Raw genomic sequence first — 20,028 nt, 5'->3', positions numbered from 1 at the left:
TACCCTGGTCCACATGGCACAATTCCGGCAGTCGAAGAAGCTGAACAACGTCCTCTACGACATCAGGGGACCGATCCTCGAAGAGGCGGAGCGCATGGAGGCCAGGGGCCACAGCATCCTGCGCCTCAACATCGGCAACCCCGCGCCCTTCGGCTTCGAGGCACCGGACGCGATCATGAAGGACATGGTCCGCCACCTGCACCACGCCCAGGGCTACTCCGACTCCCGCGGCATCTACTCGGCGCGCACCGCGGTGGTGCAGTACTACCAGACGCAGGGCATCATGAACCTGGACACCGACAAGGTGTACCTCGGCAACGGCGTCTCCGAGATGATCACCCTGTCCCTGCAGGCCTTCTGCGACCCGGGTGACGAGATCCTCATCCCCACGCCCGACTACCCGCTCTGGACCGCCTCCGTGGCCCTGTCCGGCGGCACGCCCGTGCACTACCTGTGCGACGAGCAGAACGGCTGGAACCCGGACATCGAGGACATGCGGCTGAAGATCACACCCAACACCAAGGGCATCGTGATCATCAACCCGAACAACCCCACCGGGGCGGTGTACTCGCGGGAGACCCTGCAGCAGATCGTGGACCTCGCCAAGGAGCACGACCTGATCCTGTTCTCCGACGAGATCTACGAGAAGATCACCTACGACGGCGCGGAGATGGTCCACACCGCGAGCCTGGCCGACGACGACGTCGTGTGCCTGACCTTCTCCGGCCTGTCCAAGGCCTACCGGGTCGCCGGGTACCGCTCGGGCTGGCTGGCCATCACCGGCCCGACCTGGAAGGCCGAGAGCTACGTCGAGGGCATCAAGCTGCTGGCCAACATGCGCATGTGCGCCAACGTCCCGGCCCAGCACGCGATCCAGACGGCGCTGGGCGGCTACCAGTCGATCAACGACCTGATCCTGCCCGGGGGCCGGCTCAAGGAGCAGCGGGACCTCGCGTACCGCAAGCTCAACGAGATCGACGGCATCACCTGCCAGCAGGCCGAGGGCGCGCTGTACCTCTTCCCCAAGCTGGACACCGAGAAGTTCGGGATCGTCGACGACGAGCAGTTCGTCCTCGACCTGCTCAAGGAGCAGAAGATCCTGGTCAGCCACGGCCGGGCGTTCAACTGGGTCGCGCCGGACCACTTCCGGCTCGTCACGCTGCCGGACACCGAGACGCTGTCCAAGGCGCTGGACCGGCTGGGGGAGTTCCTCAGCGGGTACCAGCAGGTCCAGCGCTAGCGGGTCCGGCGCTAGCGGGCCCGGTGGGTTCCGCGGCTCGGCGGGCCGGTAGACCGCCGGGGCGCGGGCCGATGGGGCATGGCCTCGGCCGGTCCCGTGCCCGGCGGACGCCGTGCCGGGCGGGTCACTCGGCCTCGGCGCGGCGCTCCTTCGCGGCGTCGAGGCGCTTGCGGGCGCCGTCGAGCCACTCCTCGCAGCGCTGGGCCAGGGCCTCGCCGCGCTCCCACAGGGACAGCGACTGCTCGAGGCTCGAGGCGCCCGACTCCAGCCGCGAGACGATGCCCATCAGCTCCTCCCGGGCCTGCTCGTAGCTGAGCTCCTGCACCGGGGTCGCGGTCTCGTGCTGGTCTGCCATGGTGTTCTCCTCGTTCGGGGGTGTGCGTCTAGGTGGTCTGGGGCGGGGCGGGCCGGTCGGTCGGCGCGCCAGCCGATCGGCCGGCGGTCCGACCGCACGGGTTGGGCCGGGCGGATCGGGTTGCATGGGTCGGGCCGGGCGGATCGGGTTGGGTGGGTCAGGCCGGGCGGGTCAGGTCTCGGTCGGCTCCGCGGGATCGGCGGCCGGGGAGCGTCGGCGGGCCGGGCAGCGGCGTCGGTGGGGCGAGCGTTCTCGGCGGGGCGGACGTCCTCGACCGTCGCGCCGAGCGAGCCCGAGGCCAGGCGCACCGTCACGCTCGCGCCCGCCTCGGCGTCGGCGGCGTCGCGCAGCACCGCGCCGCGCGCGTCCTGGACCACCGCGTAGCCGCGGTCCAGCGTGCGCTGGGGTGAGAGCGAGACGACCCGCGAGCGCAGGCTCGCGATCTGCTCGCGCCCCCGGTCCAGCGCCACCGCCACGGCGCGCTGGGCCCGCTGCCGGGCGGCGTCGGTCTCCTCCTCGCGGGCCAGCAGCATGGACTCCGGATGGGCCAGCACGGGCCGGGAGCGGAACTGGGCCAGCCCGCCCGCCTCGCGGTCCACGAGCATCCGCACGGCGCGCTCGGTCGCGGCCCGGGCCTGGGCGATCCGCAGGCGCTCCTCCTCGACGTCGGGCACCACGCGCTTGCCGGCGTCGGTGGGGGTCGAGGCGCGCACGTCCGCGACGTGGTCCAGCAGCGGCTGGTCCGCCTCGTGGCCGATCGCGGAGACCACCGGCGTCGTGGCCGCGGCCACCGCGCGGACCAGGGCCTCCTCGCTGAAGGGCAGCAGGTCCTCCAGCGCGCCGCCGCCGCGGGCGATCACGACGACGTCGACCGCCGGGTCAGCGTCGAGCTCGGCCAGCGCAGCGGTCACCTGGGACAGCGCGTGCACGCCCTGGACCGCGACCTGGCGGACCTCGAACTCGACGCCGGGCCAGCGCAGCCGGGCGTTGCGCAGCACGTCCTTCTCCGCGTCGGAGTCGCGCCCGGTGATCAGGCCGACGCGGTGCGGCAGGACCGGCAGCGGCCGCTTGCGGGAGGGGTCGAACAGGCCCTCCTCCTGGAGCTTGCGGCGCAGGCGCTCGATGCGCTCGAGCATGTCGCCCAGCCCGACCTGCCGGATCCCCGAGCCGACCATCGACAGCCGCCCGGTCTTCTTCCAGTAGTCGGGGTTCAGCCGGGCCACGACCCGCATCCCGCGCTCCAGCTCGGTCTGCATCCGGGCGGTCTCGGAGGCGAAGAGGGTGACCGGGACGGAGACCTCCTGGTCGACGTCGCGCAGGGTCAGGTACGTGACCCGGGCCCGCCGGTTCAGCTCGATGATCTGCCCCTCGACCCAGGTGGGCGCGCAGCGGGCGACGTACTCGTGCATCTTCTCCGCCAGGAGGCGCAGGGGCCACGGGTTCTCCGGGGTCGTCTGGCTCGCCCGGGCCGGGAGGGGCTGGGCGCCCGCGGGTCCCTCGTCTGAAACGCTCATGGCTTAAGTGATACCAGCCGGGGCGGCCCCGGGTCCCGTCCGGCCCACAGCCGCGTCGGATACCATCGCGCCATGTCCACTTCCGCGTTCCCGCCCGCGACCGCCCGCCTCCCCTCGGGGCCGCGGCGCTCTCCCGCCGTCGCCCTGGTCCGCGGGGCCCTCGCGGCGGTGGCCGCCCTGCTCGCCGTCGTGCTCGCGGTCGCCTCGGTGGTGCTCACCTGGTTCTCCGTGTCGATCGTGGACGAGGACGCGTTCGTGGCCACGGCGGACGGCATGGCCGCCTCGGAGGAGTTCCGCGGGCAGCTGGCCGACGCCGCGGTCGAGGACATCATGGCCTCCGACGAGGTGAGCCGCTACCTCGGCGACGGCTCGGGGGACGCCTGGTACAGCGGGCTGCTGGGCGCGGCCCGCGACGGCGCCGAGACGGTGCTGCGCGGCGCGGTCTCCTCCGCGGTGGAGTCGGAGGACTTCGCCGCGGTGTGGCACGAGACCGCCGTGGAGACCCACCGGGAGAACCTGGGGGAGGCGCCCTCGGACGTGCTGGTGCTGGACGCGGGCCCGCTCTACGAGACCGTCGACGCCCGGATCGGCGGCCTGCTCGGCGTCGACCTGGGGCTCGGCGACCAGGGCCGGCTGATCGACCTCGAGGAGCCCGGGGCCTCCGGGCAGGGCGAGGGGGCCGCGTTCCTGCACGACGCCGCGCGCCTGGCGACCGCCGTGCCCGCCTTCGCGATCGGCGCCGTGGTGCTCACCCTCGCGGCCGCCTGGCTCATGCCCCGGCACCGGGCGCTCGCCCCGGCCGGGGTGCTGGCCGCCGCGGGCATCGCCGTGTGGGCCGTGATGTCCCTCGGCGCGGGGGCGCTCACGCGGTGGGCCGACGACGTCGGGGGCACCGGAGGCGTTGTGCTGGGCCGCTTCACCGAGGCCGTCACCGCCGACGTGCCGACCTGGGCGCTGACCTCGCTGGGCGTGGGCCTGGGGGCCGCGGTGCTGCTGATCATCGCGGATGTGCTGAGGGGCTCACGACGCGGCCCTGCTGAAGTCTTCTGATCGTGGATAGACTGGACCCTATGCCGACCACCACCGAGACTCAGCCCCGCACCGGCGCCCAGACCCGGTCGGTGCCGCTGGCCATGCCGCACGTCCCGCGCTCCCGCCGATCCCGCGAGGAGGTCGAGGCGGCCGCGCCCACCGGGGCCAAGAAGGTCCTGCTCGCCGCGCCGCGCGGCTACTGCGCCGGCGTGGACCGCGCCGTGATCGCGGTCGAGAAGGCCCTGGACCACTACGGCGCCCCGGTCTACGTCCGCAAGCAGATCGTGCACAACGCGCACGTGGTCACCAGCCTCGAGGAGCGCGGTGCGATCTTCGTCGACGAGGTCGACGAGATCCCCGAGGGCGCGGTCACCGTGTTCTCGGCCCACGGCGTCTCCCCGGCCGTGATCGACGAGGCGCAGGAGCGCCAGCTGCAGACCATCGACGCCACCTGCCCGCTGGTCAACAAGGTCCATCGCGAGGCCGTGCGCTTCGCGAAGCAGGACTTCGACATCCTCCTGATCGGCCACGTCGGCCACGAGGAGGTCGAGGGCACGGCGGGCGAGGCGCCCGAGCACATCCAGATCGTGAACTCCCCGGACGACGTCGACTCGGTCGAGGTCCGGGACCCCGAGCGCGTCGTGTGGCTCTCCCAGACCACGCTGTCGGTGGACGAGACGATGGAGACCGTGGAGCGGCTGCGGCGCCGGTTCCCGGCTCTGCACAACCCGCCCTCGGACGACATCTGCTACGCGACCTCCAACCGGCAGGGGGCGATCCGGGAGATCGCGCCGCACGCGGACCTCGTGATCGTGGTCGGCTCCTCGAACTCCTCCAACTCGGTGCGGCTCAAGGAGGTCGCGCTCGAGTACGGGGCGACGCGCTCGGAGCGCGTCGACTTCGCCCACCAGGTGGACGAGGCCTGGTTCGAGGGCGTCAGCACCGTGGGCCTGACCTCGGGCGCCTCGGTCCCGGAGGTCCTGGTCCAGCAGGTGCTGGACCTGCTGGCCGAGTATGGTTACGCCGACGTCGAGCCCGTGGAGACCGCGACCGAGGACATCCTGTTCTCGATGCCCAAGGAGCTGCGCGCGGCCCTGAAGGACTCCGGCGACTCATCCCGCCAGATCGGCGGGCGCGGGGAGAAGCCGCAACGGTAGGCGGCGCTTGCGCAGCGGCAGGCGCCACTTGCGCGTCGCGGCCCCCGCCGGCTCAGTCCTGCAGCTCGGCCGCGGTCAGCGGCTTGGCCGTGGCGTCCAGGGGCCGCGGCTCCAGCCGCTCGTCCGGGCGCGCGGAGGGGTCCAGCTCGTTGATGCGGCGGGCGGTGACCAGGACCCGGGACTCCAGGGAGCCCAGCATCGAGTTGTAGGACTCCACGCTCTTGGTCAGCGAGCGCCCCATCTGCTGCAGGTGCCCGCCCACGGTGGCCAGCCGCTCGTAGAGCTGCTGCGCGAGCGAGAGCAGCTCCCGGGCGTTGGCCGAGACCGACTCCTGCCGCCAGGACAGCGCCACGGCCTTGAGCGAGGCCAGCAGCGAGACGGGGGAGACCAGGGCCACCCCGCGGCTCGAGGCGTAGTCCAGCAGCGTCCCGTCCGCGCGCAGGGCCGCCGAGAGCGCCGACTCCATGGGCAGGAAGCACAGCACGACCTCGGGGCTCACCGCGCGGGACTCCCAGTACCTCTTGCCCGCCAGCGCGTCCACGTGCGACCGCACGGCCTTGGCGTGCTTGGCCTCCCACGCCGCGCGCTCCGACTGGTCCTCCGCCTCCTGGGACTCCAGGTAGGCGTTGAGCGGGGCCTTGGAGTCCAGCACGATCTCCTTGCCGCCGGGCAGCGCCACGACCATGTCCGGCCGGACCGTGCGGGTGCGCCCCTCCTCGTCCTGGACCTGGGCGCTGACCTGCTCGGAGTAGCTCACGTGCGGGTCCATGCCGGCGGCCTCGACGACGCGGCGCAGCTGGGTCTCGCCCCACGAGCCGCGCGCCGTGGTGGAGCGCAGGGCCGAGGAGAGGTTGTAGGTGGAGTCCCGCAGCTCGTCCTGGCCGCGCCGAGCGACCTCCAGCGCCTCGCGGACGGAGCCGAACTGGTCCGCGCGCTCGCGCTCCATCTGGCGGACCTGCTGCTCCACGGTGCCGAGCTGGGTCTTGACCGGCGCCAGGGCCCGCAGCACGTCCTGGTCGGTGCGGGCGCGCTCCTCCAGCGACTCCACGCGCGCGGCCAGCATGCTCCGGCCCTCGACCGCGGCGGCCAGCTCGGAGCGCAGCCGCGCGTTCTCCTCGGCCGCGCTCTCGGAGCCCGGGGCACCGTGCTCCGCGGCGCGGCGCGAGCCGACCAGGAATCCGCCGAGGCCCCCGAGGACCAGGGCCAGCAGCGTGCAGAGGATGAGGGGTAGAACGTCCATGACCCCACCATGCCAGGCCCGACCGACACTTGAGGCATCGGGACCCGGGATGTGGATGACGCGCCGCTCAGAGCCAGCCGTTCTCCTCCGCGACCCGCACGGCCTCGTGGCGGTTCCGCGCCGAGGTCTTGCCGATGACCGAGGAGAGGTGGTTGCGCACCGTCCCGCCGGACAGGTGCAGGGCGGCCGCGATCTCCTTGATCCCGGCGCCCGCGGCGGCCGCGCGGCAGACCTCGGCCTCGCGCTCGGTCAGCGGGTTCTCCCGGGCCAGCAGCGACTGCTCGGCGAGCGAGGGGTCGATGACGCGCAGCCCGGAGTGCACGCGCCGCACCGCCTCGGCGAGCTGCGCCGGGGGCGTGTCCTTGACGACGAAGCCGCGCACCCCCTCGGCCAGGGCCCGCTGCAGGTACCCGGGACGGCCGAAGGTCGTGACGATCACGACGGCGCACCGGCTCCCGGCCTCCCGCAGCGCCCGGGCGGCGTCGATCCCGCTCCCGCCGGGCATCTCGATGTCCATCAGCACGACGTCGGGGTCCCCGCGCTCCACGGCGCCCGCCACCTCGTCGCCGCGGCCCACCTCGCCCACCACCTCGATGTCGCCCTCCATCGACAGCAGGGCGGCGAGGGCGCCGCGCACGAGCTGCTGGTCGTCGGCGATCAGGACGCGGATCGGGGTCATCGTGCTGCCTCCAGGGGGGTGGTGCTCGCGGTCATGGTCACCAGGACGCGGGTGCCGGGGCGGCGGGCGGGGGACGCCGCGTCGTCGGGGCGGGCCGCCACGGCTCCGCCGTGGGCCGTCGTGTCGCCGGGGCTGAGCGCCGCGTCGTCGGGGTCGGACGCCGCATCGGCGAGGAGGGGCGGATCCTCGTGGCCCACCGCGGCCCCGGCCGGCGGCAGCGGCCCCACCACGAGCCGCCCGCCGGCCTCCCGGACCCGCTCGGCGAGCCCGTTCAGCCCGTTGCCGAAGTCTCCGCCGGGGCCGACGCCGTCGTCGTCGACCTGCAGCTTCTCCGCGCTGAGCCGGACCTCGCAACGGGTGGCGCCCGAGTGCCGCACCACGTTGGTCACCGCCTCCCGCAGGACCCACGAGAACAGCGCGGCGTTGCCGCCGGCGAGCCGCGGGGCCTCGGCGGCGGGCGGGAGGACCGCCTCGAGGCCCGCGGTGGTCAGCGCGGCGCGGGCGGCCGCGATCTCGCCGCCGAAGTCCGGGGCGCGGAGGCGGGTCACGGTCGAGCGGACCTCGGCCAGGGCCACCCGGGACAGCTGCGAGATCTGCTCGAGCTCGGAGCGGGTCGCGGCGGGGTCGGCGTCGAGGCGCTTGAGGGCCAGCTCGGCCTTGAGGTTGATGACCGTCAGGGAGTGGCCCAGGAGGTCGTGGACGTCGCGGGCCACGTGCTCGCGTTCGGTGGCGACCGCGAGCCGCTGCTGCAGCTCGTACTCGGCTTCCTCGCGGAAGGACAGCGCCCCGATGATGAACACGATCACCGGCACCAGGACCAGCGTGCTGGACAGCGGCCACAGGGCGCCCGGGTCGACCAGGGCCACGGTGACGGCCGAGAGTACGCAGCACAGGCCGCCGAGGGCGAAGCCCCACCGGCGCGGCAGCCCGAACGCCAGCAGCGCCACGACGTACCCGTTGACGACGAACACGTAGATCCCCAGCGCCGGGATCAGGCCCAGCGCCGGGACGACGAGCCCGGCCAGCCAGGCCGCCACGAGCCAGCCGCTGCGCCGCGTCCAGCTCTCGATGAGGCCGAAGGCCAGCAGGTACACCGCGCAGAACACCGCGAGGGAGGCCAGCGCGAGGGCCCGGATCCCCCAGGGCGCGGGGCTGTCCAGGATCAGCAGCACCGGGAAGGCGAGGAACACCAGCCAGACCCCGGCCTGCAGGGCGTGGAGCCAGCGGAAGTTCCGGGCCAGCCGGGCCGTCCAGGCGGGGCTCCCCGACGCCGTCCGCTCCCGCGTCATCGCCGCCCCTTCTGCTTCTTCCGCGCCAGCAGCGCGCAGATCGCGGCGAACACGATCGTCCAGGCGATCACGTTGGCCACCGCGTACCAGAGCGGGTCGGTGACCAGGACCCCGACGTCGCTCACGGCCTGCTGTCCCTCGCTCAGCGGGTAGCGGGCCAGCGACGTCGCGCCGTACATCGGGCTGAACCGGGCCAGGCCCATGAGGAACTCGGGCAGCGGCGAGAAGGAGTTGCCGAGGAAGGCCAGGATCACCACGGAGGTGCTCGCGATGGACACCGCCGACTCCGAGCGGAACAGGATGCCGAAGATCATGCCGTAGAAGCCGAAGGGCAGGGCCGCCAGGACCGAGACGACCGCGCAGGTCACCCACGTCGCGGCCGGCATCTCGGCGGAGGTGAAGATCCCCGCGATGTTGACCGCGGCCACCGGGAACGCGGCCCGGACCAGGATCACCACCGTCTTGGAGACCAGCATCGGGACGCTGCCGAGCGGGGTGAGCGCGAGCTGGCGCCCCCAGCCGGTGGTCTGCTCGACCGCCGTCGAGCCCACGGTCGAGCAGGCCGAGGTGACCCCGCCGTACACGGCCATGCCGACCATGATGTACGCGGCCACGTTGCCCTCGCCGAAGGGGGCGTCGGCGTAGGTCTGCATCGCGCCGAAGAGCAGGTAGAACAGGACGGGCAGGCCGGTGGTGAAGAAGAGGCCCGCCCAGTCGACGAAGATGCGGCGCAGGTCGATGAGGGTGAAGACGGCGAGGTTCACAGCTGCTCCTTGGCGGGTTCCGACGACGTCAGGGCGAGGAACGCGTCCTCGAGCGAGCCGGTGGAGATGGACAGGTCGGTCGCGGCGGTCTCGGTCAGCAGGTGGCGAGCCAGCGCGTCGGAGTCGGCGGTGGTCAGCGTGGTGCGGTCCCCGCTGGTGCCCACCGAGATCACGCCCGGGAGGGCGGCGGCGTCGAGTCCCTCCGGGAGCACGGCGGTGACGGTGCGGGCGGAGGCGCGCTCGCGGACCTCCTCGGTGGGGCCGTCCGCCACGATCCGCCCCCGCCCGACCATCACGATCCGGCGGGCGAAGTTCTGCGCCTCCTCGATGTAGTGGGTCGCGAAGATGATGGTGCGGCCCTCCCGGGCCTGGTCGGCCATCGCGTCCCAGAAGGCGTGCCGGGCGCCGGCGTCCATGCCGGTGGTGGGCTCGTCGAGGATCAGCAGCTCGGGGTTGGAGAGCACGGCCAGGGCGAAGCGGATGCGCTGCTGCTCGCCGCCCGAGCACTTGCCCACCCGGCGCCGGGCCAGGTGGGTCAGGTCGGCCTGGGCGAGGACCGTCTCGAGGGGGAGCGGGTCCCGGTGGGTCGCGGCGATCATGCGGATCGTGTCGGCGACCGTGAGGTCCGGCAGGAGGCCGCCGGTCTGCAGGACCGCGCCGATCCGTCCCCGCTTGATGGAGCGGAGGGGCTCGGCGCCGAAGACCTCGATCGTCCCCCGGGTGGGCCGGGTCAGGCCGAGCACCATGTCGATCAGCGTCGACTTGCCGGCCCCGTTGGGTCCGAGCAGGCCGATGATCTCCCCGGGCCCGACCTCGAGGCCGATGCCGGCGACGGCGTCGAAGCTGCGCCCGCTGCCGTCCTTGAAGCTCTTGACCAGGCCGTCCGCCCGGATCACGTTCGTGTTCATGCCCTCCAGCATTCCGGAGCGGGGGCGGCGGGGGTAGAGCAAACGTCATGATGTCGGCATGACGTTTGTCAGGGGCGTGGGCGCTTTTCGGGTGAGAACCGCCGGCGACGGCCGGGGGAGGGCCTCCCGCGCGAGCGGGGGCGACGTCGCCGACAGGTTCCGGCGGCCCGGACCCCGCGCCGATCCCGGACGTCGCGCGCTGATACGGTATGGGCATGTCGAGGAACGAACCGGTGGGCTGCGGAGGGCGCGGGTGACCCAGCGCGAGCAGCAGCGCCTGCGGACCAGGGCCGCGATCCTGCGGATCGCCGCGGAGGAGTTCGAGCGGCGGGGGTACGCGGCCACGGCCCTGAGCGAGATCGCCGGCCGCCTGGGCGTGACCAAGGGGACCGTGTACTTCCACTTCCCGACCAAGTCCGCCGTGGCGCTCGCCGTCGTCGACTCCTACTTCGCGCGGTGGCGGGAGCTCCTCGAGGAGATCGAGCGGCGCGGGCTGACGGGCGTGGGCGCCCTGCGCTGGCTCTCCGCGGAGGTCGCGGCCAGCTACCGCGAGGACCCCGGAACGCGTGCCCCGCTGCGGCTGATGCGCGAGGCCGAGGTGGTCGACACCGACCTGCCGACGCCGTTCCTGCCGTGGATCGAGGTGGCGACCCGTCACGTCCGGCAGGCGCAGGAGCGAGGCGAGATGAGACGGGAGCTCGACGCCGGGCAGGCGGCCTGGCAGATCGTCGCCGGCTTCTTCGGGGTCGAGGAGGTCTCCTGGCAGCTGACGCGGGGCTCCGACCTCGTCGAGCGCGTCGAGGCAATGTGGGATCTGCTGCTCCCGGGCCTGGCTGGTCCCGCCGGGAACTGACTCCGCCGGCCTAGCTGGCCCCGGCGATCCGCCGGCCCGGCCCGGCCGGAGCCCGTCCACACGACCCGGCGGCCCGCCTAAGTGACCCCCTTCAGCGCGCCGGTCATGTCGATCCCGCCGATGCGCCGGGTCAGCATGGCCGTGGCGCTCAGGGCGAAGGCGAGCGTGATGGCCGAGGCCAGGCAGACGCTGACCCACGAGATGCTCGGCGCGTAGGCGGCCCGCTCCGTGCTGAACTGCTCGACGTAGCGACCGAGGAACCACCAGCCGGCGGGCAGGCCCACGAGCCAGCCGAGGAGCGCGGTCGCGAGGTTCTCGCGGCTGGCCAGCGAGCGGAGCTCCCCGGGGCGGAAGCCGAGCACCCGCAGCGTCGCATAGTCGCGGACACGCTCCGCGAAGCTCAGCAGCCCCAGGTTGTACAGGACGACCACGGCCAGGACGACCGCGAAGACCTTGATCAGGCTGAAGACGCCCGTGAGGGACCCCACGAGCGCCCGCGCGCTCTCCCGCTGCTGCTCGAGGGTCCTGGCGGTCTGGACCTCCGGCGCGCCGCGGACCTCCGGCCCCACCGGACGCTCCGTCAGGTAGCTGGTGGGGGTGAAGGCGCCTCCCGCCCGCTCCCAGGTGGCGTCGCTGAGCGCGATCCCCTGCGGCTCCGAGGCGGTCGTCGTCCCGGCGATCCTCAGGCGGCGCTGCGCACCACCGGCCTCGGTCACGGTGAGGTCGTCCCCGACGTCGAGCCCCCACCGTGCGGCGAGCCGGTCGCTGAGGACCGCGCCGTCGTCGAGGGCCACGGGATTCCCCGCTCGATCCGGGAGCCGGAGGAGGTCGCCCTCCCCGAGCACCGTGAGCGGATGTTCGCCGTCGTCGCCGTCGCCGTCGCCGTCGTGCGAGGCGATGCGGACCGCGGACTGCTGCATCCACTGCCCGGTCCCGGCCGCCTCGGCCACCCTGGTCCTCGCGTGCTCGGCGGCCGCGGGGGAGAGGCGCAGCAGGGTGTCGTAGCGGTACTGCTCGGAGTACGAGAGGTCGACCTGCCGGTCGAGGGTGTCCGGCATCCCGAATCCGGTCATCAGGAGCATCATGCAGCCTGCGGTCGCGACGATACCCATCGCCACGCGCACGGGGTTGCCGGTCGCGTCGCGCAGGGCCCAGCGGGCGCCGGGGGAGACCCTGCGCCACAGCGGCCGGAGGCGCTCGAGCGGGGTGTGCCGCGCCCGCCCCGGCTCGGGGCGCAGCCCGTCCGCGGGGCTCCCCCTGAGCAGGGGGCGGACCGCGAGGCCGGTGGCGAGGACGCACACGAGGAGCAGCAGGAGCGGGACGGCGCCACCGGCGAGGGTGTGGACCGGCTCCCACGCCGGGAGGCCGAAGCTGCCTCGCTGGGTGGCGAGGATGTAGCGGGAGAGCACCGGCGCGACCCCGAGGCCGAGGAGGCACCCGAGCAGGACCGCGGCGGCGCCCACCGCCGTGTAGTAGGCGCCGATGGTCCTCCGGCGGCAGCCCAGCGCTGCCAGCGTCGCGATCTCCTGGCGCTGGGTGTCGACCAGCCGGCGGACCGAGGTGAAGATCGACAGCGCGGAGACGAGGGCGAACAGGGCCGTGAACAGGAACGAGAGGTCGCGGATCTGACCGACCCGCTCGAAGACGCCCGCCATCTGGGGATGGCTCCCGCGGTCGAGGATCGAGACGTAGCGGTCCCCGAGGAGCCGCGGCGCCTCGGCCCGCACCGCCTCGACCCCGCCCCGGACCAGGAGGGTCTGCTGGACGGGCCCGCCGCCGGCGAGCTCCGCGGCGGCCCGTTCGCCGACGACGCCGTAGCCGAAGCTCCCGGGATCCGGCGCGACGAGGCCGGAGCCGGTGTGCGCCAGCCCGTCCGGCTGCATCACGAGCCCCTCGACCCTCAGCTCTGCGCTCGCCGCGCCGCGGGAGACCGCGATCCGGTCCCCGGGTCCGACGTCGTTCGCCCGCGCGTAGGCCTCGTCGAGCCAGACGCCGTCCGCCGGGACCTCCGCCTCGTCCGCCGGCATCCCGGTCCCGTCCCGGAGGAGGGGCGCGTTGAGCCCGCCCCGGTCCCGGGTCGAGAGCACGAGCTCGTCCTCCGTCGCGGACCCCGTCCGCGTCACGGGCACGGCCGAGACCAGCCCCGCGCGCTCGACGCCGTCCAGCTCCTCGAACCGCCGCGCGTCGTCGTCGCTCAGGCGGGTCCCGGAGACCCACGCGTCGGGAAGCCGGTGGCTGGCGGAGAACGACTCGAGCTGCGCCCCGATGCCCCGCCAGCTGCCCTCGAGTCCGGAGAAGACGAGGACGCTGAGGGCCGCCATGAGGCAGACGGCGGTGAACGGCGCCCAGTGCTCCCGCAGGTCGCGCCAGAGCTTCCGGCCGAAGAGCGTCATCCCGCGCCCGCCTTCCCGCCGATGGTCGCGGGCCGGTCGTTGCGCCGGTTCTCCACCACCCGGCCGTCGTGGAGCCGGATGAGGCGATCCGCCGCCGCCCCCAGCTCGCGGTCGTGCGTGACCACGACGACGGCCGTGTCGGTGGTCCGCGCCGTCTCCTGCAGCTGCGCGAGCACCTGGGTCCCGGTCGTCGAGTCCAGCGCACCGCTCGGCTCGTCGCACAGGAGCAGCGCGGGTCGCTTGGCCAGGGCGCGGGCGATGGCGACCCGCTGCATCTCGCCACCGGAGAGCTGCCGCGGGAACCGGTCGAGCCGATGCCCCAGGCCGACCCGTTCCAGCAGGTCCCCGGCGACGTCGTCCGCCTCGCGGCCGGGCATGACCAACGACGCCGCGAGCGCCACGTTCTCCCGGGCCGTCAGGTTCTGGATGAGGTTGTAGAACTGGAAGACGAAGCCCACGCGCTCCCTCCGGTACCGCGTCAGCTCCCGGTCCGTGAGGGCCGCGATCTCCGTCTCTCCTACGCGAATCGACCCGGTGCTGGGGCGGTCCATGCCGCCGACGAGGTTGAGCAGGGTGCTCTTGCCCGAGCCGGAGGCGCCGACGATCACCGAGAATTCTCCGCCGCGCAGCTCGACGCTGACCTCCGCCAGGGCGACGACCCGCGTCGGGCCCTCCCCGAACGAGCGCCCGACGCCGTCCACGGCCACGAAGGGAGCCTCGGTCACCATCGGACGATCATCGCCCCGTAGTGGGTTCCCGCGCCGGTGCCGACCAGCAGGGCGGTCTCGGAGGGCTTCAGATCCGCGCGGTGCAGGGCCAGGGGGATGCTGGCCGCGATCGTGTTGCCGACCTCGCCGAGCGTGACGACCATCTTCTCCCACCCCCAGAACCGGGACATCAGCTCCATCCCGGCCCTGCTGGTCTGGTGGGGGATGATCCGATCGATCCCCTCGGCGCTGGTGCTCAAGCCCGGGCGGACCGACTCCAGGAACGGCGGGAACCAGTTGATGGCCCCGCGCAGGAGGTTGAGGCCCTTCATGTCGAAGACGTGGTCCTCGGGCCGGCCCACGGTGTCCCCGACGTGCCGCCGGCTGCCGAAGCCCGGGATCCTGGCGTCGCGGATCCCGTGGGTGTCCGTGGAGAACCGTGAGGCCACGATGCCCTGGTCCGGACGCTCCGGCCGGCCCACGACCACGGCGGCTGCGGCGTCCCCGATGAGGATCGAGCTCTCCGGCTGCCCGAAGTCCAGGCCTCGGCTGCCGGCCTCGGTCGACACGATCAGGACGTGGTCGGCTCGCCCGGATCCCAGATGGAAGGCCGCCTGCTGGAGGGCCACCAGGAACGAGATGCAGGTCGCGTGCACCGAGTAGGCGAATCGTCCCCTCAGCCCGAGCTCCGCGGCGATCAGCGCCCCGCCGTCCGGGATGGCCTGCATCGGGGTCCCGGAGGCGTTGATCACCAGGTCGACGTCGGCGGGTTCAAGCCCCGCCGCCCGGATGGCCTGTTCGGCCGCCGCGACCCCCTGAAGAAGCGGGTCCTCGTGGTCGCTCAGCCAGCGCCTGGTCCTGACCCCGGTCCGCTGCAGGGCCTTCTCCTCGGATATCCCGCACAGGGCCGCTACCTCCGCCGTGTCCACGATCCGTTCCGGCAGGACCTCCGCCGTCCCCATGACACGAATCCCTTCCTTGAGCATGCTCGTTCCTCCTTCTTCGTTGAATAAGCCACGTACTAGCCGTACGGTCAGTGAGTTGATTGAGGCATTCCGCCGGTGAGGGCATCGCACACCTTGTCCGGGTGACCAACGGTGACGGACTCGGATGTGCAATAGCGCGTCTTATCCGTCTCCTTTCACGTCTTGCCTGATTGATTGAGATACGTATCCAGGCTGGTCGAGGTGACTGAAAGCCAGACTGTCGGGAACAGTTTTCACGCGCGCACGAGGCATTCGCGCGGCCAGCGCATGCGCGTTGTCGATTGAAAAGACCTTTCGGGTGTCGGCCCAAAGAAACAGCGTCGGCAGCGGGAAGCTCTCGAGCTCCTCGGCCGCCTTGACGGTGAAGCGGGTCGAGATTCCGCGGAGGATCTTGCCGAGATCGCGTCGCACCCAGCGATTGTTCAGAGGGGCGACGATGCTGTCCCACTCCCGTTCGCTGAGTTCTCGACGTACGAGCCAGCCGAAGGCGATGGGCAGCCGCCGTATCCACCGGCTTCTGAGAGACAGTCGAAGAACCTGCATCGCGCCAGGCACATGAGCGGCAACCTGGAGGTACCGAAGGACAGCGGGTAGGAAGTTCTTCTCGGTGTCACAGGAGAGCAGGACGAGGCGCGTGAGGCCCGGGGGTCTGCGTACAGCCGTGATCTGAGCGACGACGCCTCCGGTATCGCTGCCGATGAGCACGAAGCCTTCGGGACACAACTGACCGACGGCTTCGCAGACAGCCGTCGCGAGGCTCTCAACGCTCAGTTCCGCATTCTCCCGCGTGGAGCACGTATGACTGCCCAAGGGGAGATCGAGAGTCACGCACCGGAAGTCCCGAGCAAGATCCTCGATCACGGCGTCCCAGGAGGAAGCGTTGGTCAGGAGCCCGTGTAGGAAAAGGAGAGTCTCACCATTGCCTGAGGCACGCCAAGGCATGCTCCCGATATTCGTCGTCAGGACTCCCGTCTGCGTTGGGTTATCGCGCTTGGCCACCAGTGCCGACACCTCCCTCTCCAGACCCGAATCGATCCGTCAGCCCCGCATCGGGGAGCTCAAGCTCGAGCCCACGTTGCTTCGGGAGCTTTGCGGTGCCGTCGGTCAAACGCGAACCCGGAAGCAACCGCGTCGATCGCCAAGTGCACTGTGCACTGCGGCGGATCCCATGTCTGGACGCCGGTAGCGAGGGTGTTCGTGTAATTCTCCTTGCTGCTGCCTCAGTGGTCGTCGATGGGCTCACGCGTTGCGGAAATAGACAAGGAGTTCCACATGTAGGACTTGGAACTTCAAGGCTCACGCGTCCGCAGGCATCGGATGTTCCGCGCAGCGCCTCGATCTCCGCCGTGTCCACGATTCGTTCCGGTAGGACGTGTGCCGGCTTCATGACACGAATCCTCTCGATGAGCATGCTCGCCCCTTCTTCGTCAGATGAACCACATACTAGCCGTGCGGTCAGTGAGCTGGTCCGGGAAAGGTCTCGCTGTTGGTGTGGCGGGGACCGTCCGGCCGTAGACAACCCTTTCTCGGACTCGGCTGCCTCCTGCAATGTCGCGGTGAGAGGGCGCATCTGGCCTTATCGGAGCAGGGGTCGTGTGAGTCCGCTCCCGGTAAGTCGGATCCGGACGCGTTGGGCCGGACGGCCGGATGCGTCCTTCCTCGGTGGGGAGGGAGGGTGAGGCCGCTGAGACCACCCAGAGGCGCACCTCTCGTTTTTCGCTGTCGGAGACACCCAGCGACGCCGGTGGCTCCCGTGGAGCAAGATGAGTTCATGAGCGAATCAACTGCATCCGGGACAGCCGCCGAGAACGCCGCCGAGGCCACGACTTCTGGCGCACCTGCTGGCGCCACCGGGGTCACCGCAACGGGCCCGACCGCGACCGAGGCCACCGCCCGCGAGGAGAACCCCCGCTACCGCGGCGTCGAGGTCGAGCGCGTGGGCCTGCGCCACTACCGCGCGACCAACGCCGCCGGCGACTCCGTCGACTTCGGCCAGGGCGAGGGCCTGCTGACCCCGGTCGAGCTGCTGCTCGCGGCCGTCGCGGGCTGCTCCGCGGTGGACGTTGACGTCGTCTCCTCCCGCCGCGCCGAGCCGGAGGAGCTGCGCGTGCGCGCGAGCGGGCTGAAGGTCACGGACGAGGGCGGCGGGAGCCGGCTGGACGACGTCGAGCTCTCCTTCTCCGTCCGGTTCCCCGAGGGGTCCGCGGGGGAGAAGGCGCGGGCGATGGTGCCGCGGCTGGTCGAGCTCTCGCAGACGAAGGACTGCACGGTCTCCCGGACGGTCGAGCACCCCACGAGCGTGACGATGAGCGTGGAGGACTGACCGATCCCGGGGTGCGGCGACGACTCGTCACGGGCGACGATGACGTCACGGTGACGAGTCGTCGCGCAAACCGCCCAGGTCCATCTGACGACTCGTCGCACGCGGCGCCGAGGCACAGGTGACGAGTCGTCACCCACGCACCGCCTGGGCAACGACTCCGACGGACGTGCGTGACGCACCAGGGCATGCGGGGCGGCGTCGGGCCGGATAGACTGGGGCACCGTGGCTTTAACTATCGGAATCGTGGGACTGCCGAACGTCGGCAAGTCGACCCTCTTCAACGCACTGACCCGTAACACCGTCCTGGCGGAGAACTACCCCTTCGCCACGATCGAGCCGAACATCGGCGTCGTGAACCTCCCCGACCCGCGGCTGGACCGCCTGGCGGAGATCTACGGGTCGGAGAAGATCCTGCCCGCGACCGTGTCCTTCGTGGACATCGCCGGCATCGTGAAGGGCGCCTCCGAGGGGGAGGGGCTCGGCAACAAGTTCCTCGCCAACATCCGCGAGGCCCAGGCCATCGCGCAGGTGGTGCGCGTCTTCGACGACCCCGACGTCGTCCACGTCGACGGCGCGGTCAACCCGGCCTCCGACATGGAGACCATCAACACCGAGCTGATCCTCGCCGACCTCCAGACCCTCGAGAACGCGATCCCGCGCCTGGAGAAGCAGGTCAAGATCAAGAAGGGCGACGCCGCCCAGCTCGAGGCCTACCGCGAGGCCCAGAAGATCCTGGAGGAGGGCGAGACCATCTTCCGCGGCGCGCCCGCCGCCAAGCTCGAGACCGAGAAGCTGCGCGAGCTGAACCTGCTGACCTCCAAGCCGTTCATCTTCGTCTTCAACGCCGACGACGCCGTCCTCGCCTCCGAGGAGAAGCAGCAGCAGCTGCGCGAGCTGGTCGCCCCGGCCGAGGCCGTGTTCCTGGACGCGAAGCTCGAGGCCGACATGGTCGAGCTGTCCGAGGAGGAGGCCCGCGAGATGCTGGAGATGTCCGGGCAGGACGAGTCGGGGCTGTCCAAGTTGGCCCGCACCGGCTTCTCCACGCTGGGGCTGCAGACCTACCTGACCGCCGGGCCCAAGGAGTCCCGCGCCTGGACCATCACGCAGGGGGACACCGCCCCGCAGGCGGCCGGCGTCATCCACACCGACTTCGAGCGCGGCTTCATCAAGGCTGAGATCGTCTCCTTCGACGACCTCGACGCCGCCGGCACCATGACCGAGGCCAAGGCCGCGGGGAAGGTGCGGATGGAGGGCAAGGAGTATGTGATGAAGGATGGGGACGTGGTGGAGTTCCGGCACGGAGGAGCGTCAGGGAGCGGGAAGAAGTGACTGAGGCACCGCTCGATCATGAGATCTCTAGCTTCCAGGGACGTCACGCCTTGATGAACTCGCTGGTCGTCGGTGTGTATCTCAAGATGCTGGCTCTAGGTGAGGAGCGTTTGGCTGACGCTTGGCTTGATTCGGGGGTCGAACTCGTGCCGGGTGAGATGGCGCTCCGGACCTGGGGTGCGTACTCCAGGACTCCGCGTCCTGTGCTACGCATGCTTATGCGTCCTTTGTCCAAGAGGGCGCACTTGGCTCTTAACAAGCGGATTGACTTCGTCCGGGAAGTCGTGCGGGAGTTTTCATCGAGTGTTGACGGTGTGCTTGAGCTCGAAGCCGTTGTGTGGGCTGAGATCGGCGATGTGATCCAGCCATCGACGGAAGATCGTGTAAACGATATCAAAGACGCGCTGGCTGCATGTGGAGAAGAAGGGCAAACACTCATCGAGGAGTTGGACTTGCTCCTTCCGCAGCTAATTTTCGGGTGGGGTGCATACGCGTCGCAGCGCGTCCAGCATGTCGCGGTTCGAGACGGGGATCAGCAAACTGTAGCACGCGTTACCAAGTTGTTGAAATCGCTGAGTGACTTTCTGTGGGGGCACGATAAGATTCAGCTCGCGACCGGCGAGATGAACAATATCTCGTTCGCATCGACCGCACCGGGTCCAAGGCTGATTCTCGATGCCGCGAGTTCACGTGCGTTGCCTCGGAAGAAATGGAGAGTTGGGGTTATAGTCCCCGGCGGTGAAGCTGCGCGCAGCGACATAGCCGAGCTTGAGGAGCATCCGGAGCTGGAATGCAGCCTCCGGACCGTCTATCGGAATAAAACCAATTTCGCGGCGCAGATGAGCAGTGCATTGGCAGCCTTCAAATTCGATCAGGATGCAATTGTGGTCGCTTATGGCGGCGGCAGTAAGAAAGACCTCGAAAAGGTCCACGCTGCATTAGAGCCTCATCTTGAGACCCTCGAGGTTCCGTGTTGGGTCGCTGTTGGGCACGCGAGTGACCCCATGACGGTGAAAAATCCTGTTGTGCGTGTTTGCAGGACCCCAAGTGATGCCCGGACGTTGTTTCTCGCAGAGACGGTTCAATATGAACAGCAGCTGGGAATGATACTAGCCGAAGGAGCTCGCCGTCTTGAGAATGGCGAGAAAAGCCTTGGTAACGGGGAAAGCATTGAGCGTGCCCTAAGAAATATGAATAATACGGTTTCGGATGCACGGGGGTTGCATCTTCAGAACGGGAGCTAATCCGGTGATTTGAGT

Annotated in this window: 17 protein-coding genes and 1 pseudogene; 7 read left to right on the top strand and 11 right to left on the bottom strand. The window is 70.9% G+C overall.

Annotated elements, in window-relative coordinates; translation table 11 throughout:
• Positions 1-13: 13 nt before the first annotated feature.
• A complete protein-coding gene (locus tag NBM05_RS02050; protein ID WP_254164772.1) occupies positions 14-1,240 on the top strand; it encodes a pyridoxal phosphate-dependent aminotransferase in 1,227 nt (408 codons plus the stop codon).
• Positions 1,241-1,364: 124 nt separating this feature from the next.
• Here the strand turns inward: NBM05_RS02050 and NBM05_RS02045 are convergent, their stop codons facing one another.
• Together NBM05_RS02045 and xseA are read right to left on the bottom strand one after the other, a co-directional pair.
• Complete coding sequence (locus tag NBM05_RS02045) at positions 1,365-1,595, bottom strand: exodeoxyribonuclease VII small subunit (RefSeq protein ID WP_254164771.1); 231 nt, start codon at positions 1,593-1,595, stop codon at positions 1,365-1,367.
• A gap of 272 nt (positions 1,596-1,867) precedes the next feature.
• Positions 1,868-3,109, bottom strand: a pseudogene (gene xseA / locus NBM05_RS02040) (exodeoxyribonuclease VII large subunit); the annotation flags it as partial.
• A gap of 72 nt (positions 3,110-3,181) precedes the next feature.
• Here xseA and NBM05_RS02035 point away from each other — a divergent pair.
• Together NBM05_RS02035 and NBM05_RS02030 are read left to right on the top strand one after the other, a co-directional pair.
• Entirely contained in the window at positions 3,182-4,159 is a 978-nt protein-coding gene (locus NBM05_RS02035) for a hypothetical protein (RefSeq protein ID WP_254164770.1), read from the top strand.
• A gap of 83 nt (positions 4,160-4,242) precedes the next feature.
• Positions 4,243-5,298, top strand: a complete 1,056-nt coding sequence (locus NBM05_RS02030; RefSeq protein WP_373689265.1) for a 4-hydroxy-3-methylbut-2-enyl diphosphate reductase — start codon at positions 4,243-4,245, stop codon at positions 5,296-5,298.
• A gap of 52 nt (positions 5,299-5,350) precedes the next feature.
• On the opposite strand, the gene NBM05_RS02025 is transcribed toward NBM05_RS02030, so the two are convergent.
• The 5 genes from NBM05_RS02025 to NBM05_RS02005 form a co-directional block, all read right to left on the bottom strand.
• The gene (locus NBM05_RS02025) at positions 5,351-6,538 is read right to left on the bottom strand and encodes a DNA recombination protein RmuC (protein ID WP_254164768.1); all 1,188 of its coding nucleotides are present in this window, start codon (positions 6,536-6,538) and stop codon (positions 5,351-5,353) included.
• Positions 6,539-6,605: 67 nt separating this feature from the next.
• Complete coding sequence (locus NBM05_RS02020) at positions 6,606-7,217, bottom strand: response regulator transcription factor (protein ID WP_254164766.1); 612 nt, start codon at positions 7,215-7,217, stop codon at positions 6,606-6,608.
• Positions 7,214-8,506 carry a sensor histidine kinase gene (locus tag NBM05_RS02015; RefSeq protein ID WP_254164764.1) on the bottom strand — a complete coding sequence of 431 codons (1,293 nt, stop codon included), beginning with the start codon at positions 8,504-8,506 and terminating at the stop codon, positions 7,214-7,216. Before NBM05_RS02015 ends, NBM05_RS02020 begins: the two co-directional genes overlap by 4 nt.
• Positions 8,503-9,270, bottom strand: coding sequence for an ABC transporter permease (locus NBM05_RS02010; protein WP_254164763.1), 768 nt, complete (start codon positions 9,268-9,270; stop codon positions 8,503-8,505). The genes NBM05_RS02015 and NBM05_RS02010 overlap by 4 nt, the downstream gene beginning before the upstream one ends.
• Entirely contained in the window at positions 9,267-10,178 is a 912-nt protein-coding gene (locus NBM05_RS02005; RefSeq protein WP_254164762.1) for an ABC transporter ATP-binding protein, read from the bottom strand. The genes NBM05_RS02010 and NBM05_RS02005 overlap by 4 nt, the downstream gene beginning before the upstream one ends.
• A gap of 253 nt (positions 10,179-10,431) precedes the next feature.
• Between NBM05_RS02005 and NBM05_RS02000 the strand changes: the two genes are divergently transcribed.
• Positions 10,432-11,031 (top strand): ScbR family autoregulator-binding transcription factor, encoded by a 600-nt coding sequence (locus NBM05_RS02000; protein WP_254164761.1) that lies wholly within the window; start codon positions 10,432-10,434, stop codon positions 11,029-11,031.
• Between the two features lie 77 nt (positions 11,032-11,108).
• On the opposite strand, the gene NBM05_RS01995 is transcribed toward NBM05_RS02000, so the two are convergent.
• From NBM05_RS01995 to NBM05_RS01980, 4 genes are all read right to left on the bottom strand, one after another.
• Positions 11,109-13,424, bottom strand: coding sequence for an ABC transporter permease (locus NBM05_RS01995; protein ID WP_254164760.1), 2,316 nt, complete (start codon positions 13,422-13,424; stop codon positions 11,109-11,111).
• On the bottom strand, positions 13,421-14,152 hold the full coding sequence (locus tag NBM05_RS01990) for an ABC transporter ATP-binding protein (RefSeq protein ID WP_254164759.1): 732 nt from the start codon (positions 14,150-14,152) through the stop codon (positions 13,421-13,423). The genes NBM05_RS01995 and NBM05_RS01990 overlap by 4 nt, the downstream gene beginning before the upstream one ends.
• The gene (locus NBM05_RS01985) at positions 14,146-15,117 is read right to left on the bottom strand and encodes a 3-oxoacyl-ACP synthase III family protein (RefSeq protein ID WP_254164758.1); all 972 of its coding nucleotides are present in this window, start codon (positions 15,115-15,117) and stop codon (positions 14,146-14,148) included. The genes NBM05_RS01990 and NBM05_RS01985 overlap by 7 nt, the downstream gene beginning before the upstream one ends.
• Before the next feature lie 141 nt (positions 15,118-15,258).
• The gene (locus NBM05_RS01980; RefSeq protein WP_254164756.1) at positions 15,259-16,116 is read right to left on the bottom strand and encodes an alpha/beta fold hydrolase; all 858 of its coding nucleotides are present in this window, start codon (positions 16,114-16,116) and stop codon (positions 15,259-15,261) included.
• A 772-nt stretch (positions 16,117-16,888) separates the two neighbouring features.
• On the opposite strand from NBM05_RS01980, the gene NBM05_RS01975 reads away from it, so the two are divergent.
• From NBM05_RS01975 to NBM05_RS15545, 3 genes are all read left to right on the top strand, one after another.
• Positions 16,889-17,440 (top strand): OsmC family protein, encoded by a 552-nt coding sequence (locus NBM05_RS01975; protein ID WP_309248092.1) that lies wholly within the window; start codon positions 16,889-16,891, stop codon positions 17,438-17,440.
• 222 nt (positions 17,441-17,662) lie between these two features.
• Positions 17,663-18,769, top strand: coding sequence for a redox-regulated ATPase YchF (gene ychF / locus NBM05_RS01970; protein WP_254164755.1), 1,107 nt, complete (start codon positions 17,663-17,665; stop codon positions 18,767-18,769).
• Positions 18,766-20,013: an exodeoxyribonuclease VII large subunit gene (locus NBM05_RS15545; RefSeq protein WP_254164754.1), complete on the top strand. Its 1,248-nt coding sequence runs from the start codon at positions 18,766-18,768 to the stop codon at positions 20,011-20,013. The genes ychF and NBM05_RS15545 overlap by 4 nt, the downstream gene beginning before the upstream one ends.
• Positions 20,014-20,028: the final 15 nt, after the last annotated feature.

The organism is Rothia santali (assembly GCF_024199905.1).
Taxonomy (GTDB): Bacteria; Actinomycetota; Actinomycetes; order Actinomycetales; family Micrococcaceae; genus Rothia; species Rothia santali.
The sequence above is the reverse complement of the archived record's forward strand: the minus strand, read 5'-3'. Positions and strand labels throughout refer to the sequence as shown.

What these genes read in the sequence shown, in the direction of transcription:
- NBM05_RS02035 (WP_254164770.1), top strand. Translation starts at nt 3,182, where the DNA reads ATGTCCACTTCCGCGTTCCCGCCCGCGACCGCCCGCCTCCCCTCGGGG.
- NBM05_RS02030 (WP_373689265.1), top strand. Translation starts at nt 4,243, where the DNA reads ATGCCGCACGTCCCGCGCTCCCGCCGATCCCGCGAGGAGGTCGAGGCG.
- NBM05_RS02020 (WP_254164766.1), bottom strand. Translation starts at nt 7,217, where the DNA reads ATGACCCCGATCCGCGTCCTGATCGCCGACGACCAGCAGCTCGTGCGC.
- NBM05_RS01975 (WP_309248092.1), top strand. Translation starts at nt 16,889, where the DNA reads ATGAGCGAATCAACTGCATCCGGGACAGCCGCCGAGAACGCCGCCGAG.
- NBM05_RS01985 (WP_254164758.1), bottom strand. Translation starts at nt 15,117, where the DNA reads ATGCTCAAGGAAGGGATTCGTGTCATGGGGACGGCGGAGGTCCTGCCG.
- NBM05_RS01990 (WP_254164759.1), bottom strand. Translation starts at nt 14,152, where the DNA reads ATGGTGACCGAGGCTCCCTTCGTGGCCGTGGACGGCGTCGGGCGCTCG.
- NBM05_RS02025 (WP_254164768.1), bottom strand. Translation starts at nt 6,538, where the DNA reads ATGGACGTTCTACCCCTCATCCTCTGCACGCTGCTGGCCCTGGTCCTC.
- NBM05_RS02015 (WP_254164764.1), bottom strand. Translation starts at nt 8,506, where the DNA reads ATGACGCGGGAGCGGACGGCGTCGGGGAGCCCCGCCTGGACGGCCCGG.
- NBM05_RS01995 (WP_254164760.1), bottom strand. Translation starts at nt 13,424, where the DNA reads ATGACGCTCTTCGGCCGGAAGCTCTGGCGCGACCTGCGGGAGCACTGG.
- NBM05_RS02045 (WP_254164771.1), bottom strand. Translation starts at nt 1,595, where the DNA reads ATGGCAGACCAGCACGAGACCGCGACCCCGGTGCAGGAGCTCAGCTAC.
- NBM05_RS02050 (WP_254164772.1), top strand. Translation starts at nt 14, where the DNA reads ATGGCACAATTCCGGCAGTCGAAGAAGCTGAACAACGTCCTCTACGAC.
- NBM05_RS02005 (WP_254164762.1), bottom strand. Translation starts at nt 10,178, where the DNA reads ATGAACACGAACGTGATCCGGGCGGACGGCCTGGTCAAGAGCTTCAAG.